Raw genomic sequence first — 14,274 nt, 5'->3', positions numbered from 1 at the left:
AACGACAGTGGTTGTTGAAACCGATGGTTACCTTGCACTAATTGAACACTTGGCTTTTAACCTCGACATTTTCTCGTCAGAAGATGGGGACATTGGCGCAGAGAGTATCGAAGATGTGGTGACTGACATGGTAGCTAGCAACATTATGACCATTTTTGAGCAGAATCCAGAGCTCCATTCTACGGTGCGCTTCCAGCTGTTAAAAGAGGTCGACTCTGTTGTCGAGGATTTGAGCGAAGTGCTCGCTGGTGTTTGGTCAAAACCCGCCACAAATGAACAAATTACGTTTCTTGACGAACTTATCGCCCTTCTAAAAAATTTATTTGATTCCGCGGTAGCAAAATACGATTGAGAATAGTCTGGCTAGACCATTAGTTCAAAGCGGTGTCTGGTGTTGAATAGACTCGTCTGAAATGCCAGAACTTTGAAGCCCAATAAGGGTTGTCTAATCTGGAGACAATGACGCCTTTTGATGTTGATGCATGTACAAAACGCTTTTGACCAATATAAACCCCGACATGGCGTACAGAGGGTGAAGTTTTGAAAAACACCAAATCTCCAACTAGTGCATTTCTGTATTCTATTCGCTGTCCCACTTTAACCTGCATGTCTGTTGTTCTTGGTAAACGTACGTTCAACACGTTTGAATAGGTTTTTTGGACAAAAGCAGAACAATCTATACCATATCGACTGTTTCCTCCAAATTGATAGGGAACGCCAGCCCAATCTCTATAAAAACTAAGCAGATTATGTTCCAGTTCACTTGTGATTGAAGAACTCAATGAACCAGAGTTGGTATCGATTAGATGCTCGTTTTTTGTAGGCGATGTGCACCCTAACATGATGATCATGAATGTTATTGGTGCTAAGCGCTTTATCAAACTATCCATGTTAGTCATTCTTATCCGTTTCTGAATGGTTGGGTGAGCATTTTATCAATTCTTTGCTCATTTGTTGTTTGAAATATTGATACGCCAATCCCCATTTTCTCATGACCTAACTCTGGTTGAGGAATATGGGTATTAAACCATTTGTCCCAAATAGACAAAAAAAAGCCAAAATTAGAGTGGGTTTCGCTTAAATTTTGCGAGTGATGTACTCGGTGCATATCGGGCGTGACAATGATTTTACGCATTAAGAAGTCCACCTTTTTTGGTAGGTGAGCATTACTATGATTAAACATAGCGCTGGCATTGAGTATGATTTCAAAACACACGACAGCAATGGGGGAGATGCCAAAGGCGATCACTGTGAAAATCTTAATCCACATCGAAATGATTATTTCTATTGGATGAAACCGAGTACCGGTTGTCACATCAATATCTTGATCGCTATGATGCATTCTGTGTAGCCTCCATAACCAAGGCACTTTATGAAAAACAATATGTTGGGAATAGATTACGAAATCAAGTATCACTAGGCATAGGATAAACTCAGCAAATGTTGGTAATTGTAGATACTGCAATACTCCCCACTGATGTGCTTGTGCGGTAACGGCGACATCAAAGGCAAGGACAGGCATAAATATGGTTAGGCATAGAGAATTAAATGACACTAGGCCAAGGTTGTTTAACCATCTAAACTTTTTACTTTGGCTTAGCGCTCTCCTAGGTTTCTTCGACTCCCATAGAGCACAGAGTATTAAAACGACAACGAATATACTCAGCCGAATAGTATCTGGGGTGTCCATGAATTGATTTTTCTCCGGTTGTGTATTTCCAATATCCCACTTGCCATGTAAACTTGGCCCTTTTATTTATTATCCATCAATTCTCATGAGAATCCACGCGTATCATCATTTGTATGAACAGCGTTTGTTATCTTCCACTCGGGCGTATCAAGCTAGGGGTAGCAAGGTTAAACGATGCTCATTTTGTCAAGTAGAGCACACCCTCTGTCTATGTCCCTATCAGCCTAATGTCGACACAGATGTTGCCGTGCTTTTGCTCTTTTCAAGTAATGAAGTGTTCAAGCCAAGCAATACAGGGCGCTTAATCCTTGATACGGTAAAAGAAGGGTATGCGTATCAATGGAGCCGTACAGAGCCAAATCAGGAGATGTTGGATCTTCTGATTAATCCTTTATACCAGCCGTTAGTGGTGTTTCCACAAGACTATGTAGAATCAAAATATCGCATCATCAGGGATGAAAATATAGGGCAGTTAAGTGATAACAAGAGAAAGCCATTACTTATTTTTTTAGATGGAAGCTGGAGAGAGGCGAGACGAATGTTTAGAAAATCTCCTTACTTAGATAACCTACCAGTGCTTTCAATTTCGCCGCAGTCACTTTCGCAGTATGTAATGAGGCGTAGTGATAATGATCAGCATCTTGCCACGGCGGAAGTCGCGAGTGTTGTATTAGAGCAATTGGGAGAACATTCGGCAGCCAGAACATTAGCAGTATGGTTTGATGCCTTTAAAGAAAGCTATTTGATGAGTAAAAGTCAAACAAAGTCAGATATACAAAGGCCGAAACTACAATATTACCTTAGTGATGAGAACGTATGATAAGAGATCTAAACGCCTTGAAAAGGTTGAATTAGTGCATAAATAGGTACGGTATCACGGATTGTAGGCCTATTGATGTAGATAATAAGAAAATTATCGAATTTATACTGAGTTTTAGGAGAGAGGTAATGTTCTACGGTTTTGATGTTGGAGGTACAAAAATTGAGTTTGGTGCTTTTAACGATCAACTGGAGCGTGTTGCAACTGAACGCGTTGCTACACCGACAGATGACTATCAGTTGCTTATCAGTACCATTGCAGAGCTGGTTGAGAAATACGATAGGAAATTTGGGTACAAAGGCAGTATCGGACTTGGGATCCCAGGAATGGAGTATGCCGATGACCAAACGGTGTTAACTGTTAATATTCCATCCGCAAACGGTAAACCACTGCGTAAGGATTTGGAAGCGAGAATCGGTCGTCAAATTAAAATAGAAAATGACGCCAACTGTTTTGCTCTATCCGAAGCTTGGGACAAAAGCCTTGAGGAAGAAGAATCCGTTCTTGGGCTTATTCTCGGTACTGGGTTTGGTGGTGGTATAGTACATGACGGTAAGGTGTTGTCTGGCCGAAACCATGTGGCCGGAGAAGTAGGGCATACGCGACTGCCTCTCGATGCTTGGCTTTTTCTCGGAGAAAATGCACCTTTATTTGACTGTGGATGTGGTAAAAGCGGTTGTTTAGACAACTACCTATCTGGACGCGGCTTTGAGTTACTCTATACGCACTATTACGGTGAAGAAAAAAAAGCGATTGATATTATCAGTGCATATCAGAGTGGAGAAAGTAAAGCAGCAGAGCATGTAGAACGCTTTATGGAATTGTTGGCGATTTGTTTAGCTAATATTTTTACTGCTAATGATCCCCATGTTGTTGTTTTAGGCGGTGGGCTATCGAACTTTGAGGCAATATACCAAGAAATGCCCAAACGCATTCCTAATTACCTGATGTCGGTTGCTAAATGCCCCAAAATTATGAAAGCTAAGTACGGTGATTCAGGTGGTGTTCGCGGTGCCGCCTTCCTAAATATAAAGTAAAGAAGAGCTTGCCAAGGCAAGCTCTTTTGATGTGTTTTACTGTACCTTTTCTTCGTGTCGTGATTATAAATCGACCACACAAGAAACATATCTGGCTTCGTCTGCCGTAACAAATAGTGGGTTTGATGAATCATGTAATTGAATACTATCGAATTTGCTGAAGCCTGAGACCCACGTGTGATAATCCAATGTAGCCGGCCAGCCAAAACGGTCGTACATACTACCTGCTGTTTTTTGATATTTATTCAAACTATTTAACTCACTAATTGAAGGAATATGCCATCCTGTTTTACCTGCAAATTCAATTGTATTAAGTTTTTGACACCAACGGTAGGCTTGACCATCTTTACCTGCGTCTCGATTTGATGAACCAGTAGAACTCGGTGGCACTGCGCCGTCACCATCTTGACGAAAACTTGCAAAGTGGTATCCAGCTGGACCATTATTTCCATCTTCATAATTCGATGTAGCATAACTATCACCCGTATTGGTCGAGTTATCTTGGATAGAATAGCCAAGTTTTGCGACTAGTGCTGTCGAAGGTGAACTTGTAAACCACTTATATGTTGGTCCTGTTGGGTCGTCAGAATCAAGTACTTCTCTTATCTTCAGACACTCACCTGATGCTGAGCTTTTGCTGTCATCATCAATACCACCGCCCAAGTTTTTGTCTAGGGGGTTGCCTGTTGTGTGTCCACAAACTAACGTTTCTACTACATCAAGAGTAACAGGGTCGCTTGTTACACCATTGAGGGTTGCAGTAACTTCAGTCCTACCAATGGTATTAGGCATTGCAACACCTTCATCGTCAAAAGAAACGATATTATTGGTAACTTCAAATTTGACCAGTTTGGTAATGTCTTGTTCATTACCGTCATCATATTTTCCAGTTACTTTATATTGAAGCGGGGAGTAAATTTCCTTGTTACCAGTATCTATAATTATTTCGTATACACGCGCTTCTGGGTTAACCGTACCTTGGTTAGAACCTGAACTATTAGAGCCTGAGTTATTCGAACCATTAGTGTCACCTTCGAAGGCTCCGCCAGAACCGCAGCCTACCAATAATATTATGGTCGCTGCTATAGTAGTCAGTTGTGTAGTGCGTTTAAGATTATTCATTTTTATGGCTCCAAATTACTCTGAAATAAAGACAGTGATATCAACACGTCGGTTTAAAGCTCGACCTTCAACGGTTTCGTTACTCGCAATAGGAGCCATTTCTCCTTTTCCTTCCACTAGGATGCGATCTCTTTCAACACCATTGTTCTCGAGTTTTGCTGCAATATATTGAGCTCGTTTTTCAGAGAGCTTTTGGTTATAAGCCTCTGAGCCTGATGTGTCCGTATGACCAATTACCTTTACTTTGGCCGTTGGGTTATCGGACATAAGTTGAGTGATGTGTACGATCTCTTTTTGCTGAAGAGATAACTCTGATTTATCTACCCCAAAGGTTTTCATTTCTTTCGATAGTTGAGTTGAATAATGGTAGATAGTGTGAGGTTCGATCATTTCAGATTCGCACTCTTCTTCATTGGATTTGATTACAGGAATAATAACTTGCTGTTTTTCGCTGCGACCAAAATGATACGTCAGTCCTAATAAAGCACTGTGGCTATCAAATTCACCGGTTTGTTGGCTTCCAATACCATCGATATACTGATAGCCAAGATCTAGGTATAGGTCTTTTGCTATCGGAGCAGTCACTCCCAATTTATATATTGGAGAAAAACCATTATCACTGTATTGAGCATTAGGTGAAGACTTGTCTAAAGACCAATAAGCAGCACCTGCGTAGCCGTAGACAGATAGTTGCTTGTATACAGGATAGGCGTAGCGTAGACCAGTACGAGCTAGAGATGTTTCTATACGAATAGAGTTATATGCTCCAGTCATCTCACCTAGGTATTGATAACCTAAATCCCAGCTTAAACGATCTGTTAAGTTAATACCGCCATATATGCCTGCAAGAGGACTATGTGGGTCGCTATATGGGTAGTCAGTGTCAGATGAAACCTGATAGCCAGTTTCAGCACCGACGAAATAGCTTATATTAAAGTCATTAGAGCTGTAATCTGTGACTTTAGCAAAACCTATAGCAGGTACTAATAGTAATCCGCTTGTTAAAGTGCAGAATTTGTTAAACGAACGCATAATAGTCATAAATCTCACCAATGTATAAAGTGGTGGCGATGCTATATGCGATATAAAAAAACACAAATGAAATAATCATGAATTTATCAGTAAAATGTGAATAATTGATTAAAATATCAATTCATGGAATTTCAACTATTCACATGTGAATTTAAGGTACTGAAATATATGGCTTTAATTCTTTTCATGAGGCTTTTCTAGGATGAAGTGCCTGTTAGAAAAATTTATTGTGAAGGGTGATGCAGATCTAAAATTTATTGGTTGTAAGCATAATAATTATGTATATCTCTGATGTTTTAAAAGGCTACAGAACATTCTAAATATGCTTTAAAGCAAAACTTAATGACCTTCTTTTGCTTTAAGGGCTATTATTGCGATAGCCCTTAACACACTTTATTTATCCTTAGAACCAATGCCTCGATTCTCTTTTTGCGCAAGAGTGATCTTCTCAAAGCCTAATTTTCTAAAATGATTGTCCCGAAAGTTACGCACTGCTTTTGTGTCTGATACGGCCTCGATTTGCTGTTCCATCTTCAGGAATTCAGAAATGTCTATCCCTTCAGCTTGAGCAACGGCTTCATGTATGTTGTGGTGTTGCTGGTAAGAAAACGTCAGTGTTTTGTTTTTACCTTTGTATGTGTATTCGATTATGCGTGACATAAGTATCTCGGATGATTGTAGAGCATAACAACGCTCTTATTAATTTATATTTTGCACTGAAGTAAGCTAATTGTCACTTTCTCTGAACATCAGCTGAGAGCCTTTGTTGTGACGTATTGTCTGAAAAGTCCTTTAGCTCTTTTGGTGTGTTTAAATTGATAAAGCAGTACGGTTCATCACTGAAGTCTACAAATTGAGTGTTGCATTCTTGATAGAAACGCTTCATTTTTCTCTCTCCGTCGCTCAAAAACGTGACTAACCTGCCCAGTACTTTTTTATGATAAAGAGAGAAGACTGGTTGTGCCGACAGCCCATCATGAGCAACTAGTATTTCAGATTCTTCTGTTACTGCACAGCAAAAACGCTCGACCAGATTTTCTGTTAACGCAGGGCAATCGCAAGGGACAAAACCAACCCAATCTTTGTTTAATTCACATAAGGCCGCATGAATTCCTCCCATTGGCCCTAGGAAACCTTGCAAATGATCTTGGATGACAGGAGCAAATTGAGAGTAAAACGCGACATTCTGATTAGCACTAATCCTTATGTCTGAGGTTTGAGCGGACAGACGTTCGAACACATGTGCTATCAGTGGACGATCGTTAAGCAGGATAAGCCCTTTATCTTTTTCGCCCATACGTTTGCCTTGTCCGCCAGCTAAAATAACCCAACTGGTGTTTTCTGGAAGAAGCATAGTCATCCTCATAGTGACCTGAACTTATCGAGATTTTTATCTGCAAAGTAAAGTGATAGAGAAATGAGTTTATCACTCGTGGCTCGAACATAGGTTGATTGTTGTCAAAATAAATACTGTTAAATATCAATTAATTATGTTTATTCTGACTCGTTTTGAAAATTTTTTTAAAAAAAGTGTGTTTTTAGTGCATCCAAAACTCATCTTAGTGCGTCTCTTGTATGAAACCTTTTAAAGCTAAGGAGAATACATGAAGCTTAATATGAGCTTAGCCGCTTTGACATTGGCAGTGGTCAGCACCTTTTCTGTCGCGTCGCCTAAACTTGACCCATCGATTAAACATCAGCCTAAAGATGGCGTCATTAATGTGTATGGCCCTGGTGGTCCTGACACAGCACTTCGAAGTGCAGCGAATGCTTACAGTGAAAAAACAGGTGTTCCGGTAAAAGTCATCGCAGGTCCAGAATCTAAATGGACTCGTGACGCACAGAAAAATGCAGATCTAATCTTTGGTTCTTCAGAGCAATCCATGAGCGCATTTGTTGAAACCTATCCATTTATCACCGATATGGATGTAAAACCTGTTTATCTTCGTCGCGCTGTTATTGCAGTACCGAAAGGTAATCCTAAAAATATCAAAGGGATTCAAGACTTACTAGATAAACCTTCACGTATTGTCGTGACAGAAGGCTTGGGAGTATACAACACATCAGGGACAGGTGTCTGGGAAGACATTGCAGGACGTAAAGGCTCTTTGGCTGATGTGCAAAACTTCCGCAGCAAGATTATTGCTTATGCCAAAGGCAGCGGGGCAAGTTTTAAGGCATTCCAAGAGCAGAAAGCCGACGCTTGGATCACATGGATCCATTGGCCTTTAAATCATGCTGATAAGGTTGATTATGTCGAGATTGAACCAGAAAGACGTATATATCGAGATTTGACATTAGCTAAAACACGTGGCGCAGAGCCACAAACTCAGGACTTCATCGATTTTGTAAATAGCGACCAAGGTAAAGCTTTCTTTACTCGCGAAGGTTGGACTCAATAATTAAGGAAACCAAATAATGAAAAAGTTAATTATATCTTCACTTCTTGTTGTACCTATGGCTTACGCAACGGCATCTTCAAATACAACCGAGACTTCAGTGGGCGAAGTGTATGTGGATGGTGCAGGTAAAACGCTTTATACCTTCTCTAAAGATCCGGTTGGGCAATCAGTATGTACGGATAAATGTGAGACCTTATGGCCACCTCTACTTGTTAACGATAAAGCAAGTAGTCAGTTTTCGAAAAGCTCAGAGTTTAGTCAAGTGACTCGGAAAGACGGCAGCAAGCAATGGGCATTAAATGGTAAGCCACTTTATCGATGGTTCAAAGATCAAAAAGAGGGCGATATTGATGGCGCTGGAGTGAAAGGTGTATGGCCAATTGCACGCGCTGATGATGTTGCGGTAAAACTTTATAACGATGGTAGCCGTCGATACTTAGTCGATAATAATAACTTGACGCTATATACCTTCGATAAAGACAAGGACAACCAGTCAGTGTGCTACGGTGACTGTGAAGTAAAGTGGCCACCAGCTTATGTTGACTCAGATTTAACTCAAAAGGGTATCGACAACATTAAGCTAACTGGAGGATTTGGTGTTACCAAGCGCAAGGATGACACATATCAGTGGACTTTTGAGGGCAAACCGCTATATCGTTGGTTTAAAGATTCCCAAGCTGGTGAAACAACTGGCGATGGTGTCAAAAATGTTTGGCATCTGATCACTCAATGAGGAAAAAGTGAGCGACGATAAACATCAAATAGGTTTACTGCTCTCCAAAATAGCGCTTCGAGACCGAGAGGCTTTCGAAGCGCTTTATCAGTTAACCAGTACAAGATTATTTAGTCTTATATACAATGTGGTCAAAGATGAACATATCGCCGCTGACATTTTACAAGAAGGTTATGTAAAGCTTTGGTATAGCAACAATGAGTATGTGTTGGATTATCCTTGGGCTTGGCTCTGCCAGATCATGAGAAACATGGCCATAGATGAGGTCAGAAAACGAGAGCGGCGCAAGGAAGAATTGACTGAAAATCTATTAGAAGATGCGGTTCAACTTAGCGAATTTAAGAGCGACTCAGGGCTAAATTATTGTCTTCAGTCTCTTGCTGAAGAGAAACGAAATGCAATTGTATTGGCGTATCAACACGGTATGAGCCACCAAGAGATCGTCGAGTATGTGAAGACACCTCTAGGTACAGTTAAATCTTGGATTCGTCGCGGGTTACAGGAATTGAAACTATGTTTGACCAAATAAACAGCAAACGATACCAAAATCCCCAATTAAGAGAAAAACTGGCCGGTGAATACGTACTTGGTACACAAACGCCTAGAGTGCGCCGCAGAATGGAAGCCTTAATCAAGGCTGATCCAACTTGGTGGATTCATATAGAACAATGGCAGCTACATCTGTCAGGCCTCAATCCTAGTTCTGACCTCAATGCTTCTACAAACACCTTCAAAAAACCTTCTAAAAGGGTATGGGTCAATATTGCCAACAGCACCTTTAGATTAGGCAAACGAGACAAAAGTATCCGCTGGTGGTGGCTGCCAACAGGTATGGCTTTCTCTTTATTCGTGGGTATATTTTTACAACCAACCCTTATACAGCCTTCCTCAGAGATAAATATCGCCGAGGTGCGTCCGGCAAGTTATTTGGCAATGATGTCATCAGATACACAAACCAATCATTTTGCATTGGTTGCTTATCAGGGAGATAAACCCGGACAGTCCAGCTTGCGTATGCAAAGAAACCTCTCCATGGACAAGATCTCTCAAAGCAGAGCCATGGTTTGGATGCGCGATAATTCAACGGGAGAATTGAAGCTAATTGATAGCTTGCAAAACATTAATGATATTCGTTATATGTCACCGAACGAGTGGAAAATGTTAAAGAGCAGCTCAGAATTACTCGTAACCGCAAATAGAGATCCCAATAGTGAGGTTCTATATCGTGGTCGATGTGTTGAGCTAAGCGATTGGCGAGCAATTTGATACTGACAACTTACTTAAAACCTCACCCAGGCTTTTGGTGTCAGGTTTGAGTAGTAACTAGCCTGTAGAAGAACAAGTTGGAACAATTGATGTAGTTCATAGTTTCAATTTGGTACAATCCCCCGCAAATCATATACGAACATATTTTCTCTACTAAACTGAGTTGGAGAAAGGGGGATAGTCTTATCATAAGTACCAACAATATTACGCAGCAATTTGGTGCGAAACCGTTATTTGAAAACATATCCGTCAAATTTGGTGATGGAAACCGCTACGGTTTAATAGGCGCCAATGGATGTGGTAAGTCTACCTTCATGAAGATTTTAAGCGGTGAACTCGACCCAACAGGTGGTAATGTCAGTTATGACCCAAATGAGCGCGTCGCTAAGCTGAATCAGGATCAGTTTGCTTACGAAGAATTTACTGTGATCGATACCGTTATCATGGGCTTTAAAGAGCTATGGGAAGTCAAGAAAGAACGTGACCGTATCTATTCCTTGCCTGAAATGACAGAAGAAGACGGCATCAAAGTGGCCGAACTTGAAGTCGAATTTGCCGAAATGGATGGCTATATGGCTGATGCCAAAGCCGGTGAATTACTGCTAGCGGTTGGCATTCCTGAAGAACAGCATTATGGATTGATGAGCGAAGTCGCACCGGGGTGGAAGCTGCGTGTTCTGTTAGCACAAGTTCTATTTGCTGACCCACATATTATGCTGCTCGATGAGCCGACCAACAACCTTGATATGGATACCATTCGCTGGTTAGAAGACACGCTTAACCAGAGAAACTGTACCATGATCATTATTTCTCACGATCGCCATTTCCTCAATTCAGTTTGTACCCACATGGCAGACTTAGATTACGGTGAATTGCGTCTATTTGCTGGTAATTATGATGAGTACATGGTCGCAGCTACTCAGGCTCGTGAACGTTTACTGGCTGATAATGCGAAGAAGAAAGCTCAAATTGCCGAGTTAAACACATTCGTCGCGCGCTTTTCTGCCAATGCATCTAAGGCTAAGCAGGCCACTTCTCGTGCCAAGCAGATCGACAAAATCCAGCTAGAAGAAGTGAAGCCGTCGAGTCGCCAGAATCCGTTTATTCGTTTTGAGCAGTCTAAAGAACTATTCCGTAATGCTTTAATTGTTGAAAACTTATCTCAAGGTTACGAAGAGGATTTGTTCTCAGACTTCAATGCTATTTTTGAAGTGGGAGAGCGGGTTGCCATTATTGGTGAAAACGGTGTCGGTAAAACAACATTACTGAACACGCTTGCAGGCGTATTGTTACCGCGTACTGGTGAATTCAAATGGTCTGAAAACTCTAACATAGGCTATTATGCTCAAGATCATGCTGAAGAGTTTGCTGAAGACATGAACTTAATGGACTGGATGGGCCAGTGGCGTCAGGCTGGGGATGACGAACAAGTCATTCGCGGTTTCTTAGGACGCATGTTGTTTGGCCAAGACGACATTAAAAAGTCTGTTAAAGTACTTTCGGGTGGTGAGCAAGGGCGAATGCTTCTCGGCAAGCTTATGATGCACAAACCGAACATGTTGCTGATGGATGAGCCTACCAACCATATGGATATGGAGTCTATTGAATCTCTAAATACGGCGCTTGAGCAATACAAAGGCACGCTTTTCTTCGTATCTCATGACCGAGTGTTTGTGGACTCGCTGGCAACTCGTGTTCTGGAAATTAAAGAGGGTAAAATTAACGACTTCCGTGGTACTTACTCGGAATTCCTAAAATCGAAAGGAATTGATGGTTAATCCTCCCTGTATTAATTAAAGCCTCGCTTATGCGAGGCTTTTTTGTATCTGGGTGAGCTATTTAGAGGTGTAGGGCGTAGAGAAAGCCTTACACTCAAAAGAAGCGCTCAACTAATATCGATACATTGCTTTTGCTAAAATATTTTTGCCCCAAAATGACTTTGTGACAGAGCACATATGAGTTTTACTTCAAAATTACAATGCAATTAGACTATTAATCGTCTAGTTCGTTGATATCATGATAATGGCTTTGTTCGTCATCAACTGTATATAAAGAGGTATAACCAACTGCTATATTTCCCGTTAGAGTGATGGGCTCATGATTTAGATAATTAAACTGTTCGAGTAGCTCAGCTTGTCTTTCGATCGGAATATCTCTAACCAAGGTTATGTGTGGCCTATAATTTTTGCCATTATACGTATCGCTGAGCTCAATACCTGCTTCACTAGCTTTTTTAATCAGAGCGTTGTGAATATCTTTAAGTCCCTCAGATTCAGCACCTTTCTCATTTGTTATCACTAAGTGATTGTTAAAGATTTCGGCTTTACTAAATCTTAAAGTAACTGTCTTGTTAACATCCAAACCAACATTGCGGATAAAATTTTCATTTGGTTGATGCCCGAAAAAAGCGACTGTTATATGTGCTTCATTGTGCTTTGTTATCCGACCTATCTCACCTTTCATGTTTTCGATAGGTGTCAGAAGTGTTCCAATTACCTTATCCTCTGACTTTTTATCAAAATGTAACCATGCAAGGTGATTAGCATGCTTTCTACCTAGCTCAGATAATGTTTCATTCTTTTGTTCTTCAGTTAGACTTGCTACCCGTTTAACCTCATCTGTAAGCTGCTTAACTGTAACCTCATTTTGATTCTTTGACGCTAATTCTTGACTAAGGATCATTATGTTCGGAGCTGACAAAGAATTAGGACGTGTTAGCCCTTGAATTATTTTCATTTCATGGAAATTAGGTTTATTCGGGTGACTAACCATAATTCCATCACTCATAGAGGCGATTGCTTCATCTCTCTCATCGTTTGACATATTTTTCATATCTGTTACTAAATCGATGAGCTGTTTATAAGTCACACTCTCGCTCTGCTTTAGAGTTAGTAGTTGGCTGAGGGACATAATATCGGGAACTGACAAAGACTTGGGACTCGTTAACGCTTGTATTATTTTCATTTCATAGAAATTTGGTTTATCAGAGTGATTAACCACTATTTCATTAGGTCGATTAATTAATGAACTTACAGTACTGACTAACTGCTCTGCGCCTATCTCTTGAGTATGTCCTCGGTCTCTTAAATAATCTACAAATTTGATATATACAGGAGCCATTGCCGTTTTGTATTGGTTTTGTTTAGCTAGGGTTTGAAGTTTTTTTGCATCGTCAAAACTAAGCTCGCTCTTAGAGCCTGCCTGTAAAGCTTTAAAGTTCGAATTTGGGCCTCCACTCCTATCAAGGTCAAGTATATGATCCTTAAATATTTGAATTACCATTTTAGGGTTTTCATTGCAGGCTTGTTTTCTAGAATAATACGTTGTCCTATCTAAATCTTTATTGTGTCCTGAAATGGTTCGGTTAGACGTGTCAGGATTGTTTAGCTTAAATACTTTTCTGCAACGTTTTTTTATAACTGTCCAGAGCCCTGCTAGACCATGTTGGCTTTGGCCAGAGTCGGACAACTTTCTTGTGATTTTTGTCACTGTGAGCGGTCTACCAAGTTCATGGTCTTGTTTCTTGGTCATTTCGGATTGGTTAGTCGGTGTATTCGAAACTCTCAATGTATCGTCCTCTAGTATCTATTGTTAGCAGGGTTATTTTCTTAAATGCACGTGATAGCGAACTCTATTGACTCAATAAATAGTAAAGGGGTCATGTGTTTATTTATGAAAATTTTCGAATAATTTGGCGTTGGTTCTCCCGCACTCAGAGTTTCACTGTTTGTTCCAGTATTAAAGGTAAAGAAAAAGCTCCTAGCGGGGTCAAGGAGCTAGCTTAACAATGGTAACGAGCCTAAAACTCTTGGTTCACATATACATAGACCTGCTAAGAAAGAAAACTATACACTATTTATATAGCCCTAGCTCATACGCTGGTCCACTCTGGAATAAAGCATGTTGTTGTAGCATTAATCGACCCAGACGAAAGTAATGGCGGCAAAGGTATCTCCATTCTCAAATAAAGCTGTATTAAGGTCGAAGTTGGGCTTTGTGAAGAGCAAGTTGCCAGTTTTCTTAAGCCATATTTAGGTAAGTCGTAACGTAATTTTATTAACCCTTGAAGTACACAACTCTAACGGTATTGGATCTTGAGTATGAAAAATGGTTTGGTTTATCAGGATCAGCTGCTCGTTTTTTCGGCAGAGAAATTAGTAAGTCGTTGTTAA

General features: G+C 40.5%; 15 protein-coding genes. 8 read left to right on the top strand and 7 right to left on the bottom strand.

The features are described 5' to 3' along the window. Positions 1–7: 7 nt before the first annotated feature. Positions 8–352 (top strand): DUF3802 family protein, encoded by a 345-nt coding sequence (locus tag FIV01_RS07670; RefSeq protein WP_152430472.1) that lies wholly within the window; start codon positions 8–10, stop codon positions 350–352. A gap of 19 nt (positions 353–371) precedes the next feature. Here FIV01_RS07670 and FIV01_RS07665 read toward each other — a convergent pair whose 3' ends face one another. Together FIV01_RS07665 and FIV01_RS07660 are read right to left on the bottom strand one after the other, a co-directional pair. Continuing rightward, the gene (locus FIV01_RS07665; RefSeq protein ID WP_246210373.1) at positions 372–899 is read right to left on the bottom strand and encodes a C40 family peptidase; all 528 of its coding nucleotides are present in this window, start codon (positions 897–899) and stop codon (positions 372–374) included. 2 nt (positions 900–901) lie between these two features. After that, positions 902–1,690 carry a sterol desaturase family protein gene (locus tag FIV01_RS07660; RefSeq protein WP_152430471.1) on the bottom strand — a complete coding sequence of 263 codons (789 nt, stop codon included), beginning with the start codon at positions 1,688–1,690 and terminating at the stop codon, positions 902–904. An 85-nt stretch (positions 1,691–1,775) separates the two neighbouring features. On the opposite strand from FIV01_RS07660, the gene FIV01_RS07655 reads away from it, so the two are divergent. Beyond that, positions 1,776–2,510 (top strand): tRNA-uridine aminocarboxypropyltransferase, encoded by a 735-nt coding sequence (locus FIV01_RS07655; protein ID WP_152430470.1) that lies wholly within the window; start codon positions 1,776–1,778, stop codon positions 2,508–2,510. 128 nt (positions 2,511–2,638) lie between these two features. Continuing rightward, positions 2,639–3,547, top strand: a complete 909-nt coding sequence (nagK, locus tag FIV01_RS07650) for an N-acetylglucosamine kinase (RefSeq protein ID WP_152430469.1) — start codon at positions 2,639–2,641, stop codon at positions 3,545–3,547. A gap of 63 nt (positions 3,548–3,610) precedes the next feature. On the opposite strand, the gene FIV01_RS07645 is transcribed toward nagK, so the two are convergent. The 4 genes from FIV01_RS07645 to mobA form a co-directional block, all read right to left on the bottom strand. Beyond that, positions 3,611–4,669 (bottom strand): Lcl C-terminal domain-containing protein, encoded by a 1,059-nt coding sequence (locus FIV01_RS07645; RefSeq protein WP_152430468.1) that lies wholly within the window; start codon positions 4,667–4,669, stop codon positions 3,611–3,613. A 15-nt stretch (positions 4,670–4,684) separates the two neighbouring features. Then, positions 4,685–5,710: an OmpA family protein gene (locus FIV01_RS07640; RefSeq protein ID WP_152430467.1), complete on the bottom strand. Its 1,026-nt coding sequence runs from the start codon at positions 5,708–5,710 to the stop codon at positions 4,685–4,687. A gap of 384 nt (positions 5,711–6,094) precedes the next feature. Beyond that, a complete protein-coding gene (locus FIV01_RS07635; protein ID WP_152430466.1) occupies positions 6,095–6,361 on the bottom strand; it encodes a DUF2960 domain-containing protein in 267 nt (88 codons plus the stop codon). A gap of 73 nt (positions 6,362–6,434) precedes the next feature. Next, complete coding sequence (gene mobA / locus FIV01_RS07630) at positions 6,435–7,055, bottom strand: molybdenum cofactor guanylyltransferase MobA (protein WP_152430465.1); 621 nt, start codon at positions 7,053–7,055, stop codon at positions 6,435–6,437. A gap of 250 nt (positions 7,056–7,305) precedes the next feature. On the opposite strand from mobA, the gene FIV01_RS07625 reads away from it, so the two are divergent. From FIV01_RS07625 to FIV01_RS07605, 5 genes are all read left to right on the top strand, one after another. Beyond that, the gene (locus tag FIV01_RS07625) at positions 7,306–8,103 is read left to right on the top strand and encodes a substrate-binding domain-containing protein (RefSeq protein ID WP_152430464.1); all 798 of its coding nucleotides are present in this window, start codon (positions 7,306–7,308) and stop codon (positions 8,101–8,103) included. A 16-nt stretch (positions 8,104–8,119) separates the two neighbouring features. Then, entirely contained in the window at positions 8,120–8,836 is a 717-nt protein-coding gene (locus FIV01_RS07620) for a hypothetical protein (RefSeq protein ID WP_152430463.1), read from the top strand. A gap of 7 nt (positions 8,837–8,843) precedes the next feature. Next, positions 8,844–9,365 (top strand): RNA polymerase sigma factor, encoded by a 522-nt coding sequence (locus FIV01_RS07615; RefSeq protein WP_152430462.1) that lies wholly within the window; start codon positions 8,844–8,846, stop codon positions 9,363–9,365. Continuing rightward, the gene (locus FIV01_RS07610) at positions 9,350–10,102 is read left to right on the top strand and encodes a hypothetical protein (protein WP_152430461.1); all 753 of its coding nucleotides are present in this window, start codon (positions 9,350–9,352) and stop codon (positions 10,100–10,102) included. Before FIV01_RS07615 ends, FIV01_RS07610 begins: the two co-directional genes overlap by 16 nt. Before the next feature lie 185 nt (positions 10,103–10,287). Next, the gene (locus tag FIV01_RS07605) at positions 10,288–11,880 is read left to right on the top strand and encodes an ABC-F family ATPase (RefSeq protein WP_152430460.1); all 1,593 of its coding nucleotides are present in this window, start codon (positions 10,288–10,290) and stop codon (positions 11,878–11,880) included. A 214-nt stretch (positions 11,881–12,094) separates the two neighbouring features. Here FIV01_RS07605 and FIV01_RS07600 read toward each other — a convergent pair whose 3' ends face one another. Then, positions 12,095–13,633, bottom strand: coding sequence for a 2'-5' RNA ligase family protein (locus FIV01_RS07600; RefSeq protein ID WP_152430459.1), 1,539 nt, complete (start codon positions 13,631–13,633; stop codon positions 12,095–12,097). Positions 13,634–14,274: the final 641 nt, after the last annotated feature.

It is taken from the genome of Vibrio aquimaris (assembly GCF_009363415.1).
Taxonomy (GTDB): Bacteria; Pseudomonadota; Gammaproteobacteria; order Enterobacterales; family Vibrionaceae; genus Vibrio; species Vibrio aquimaris.
The sequence above is the reverse complement of the archived record's forward strand: the minus strand, read 5'-3'. Positions and strand labels throughout refer to the sequence as shown.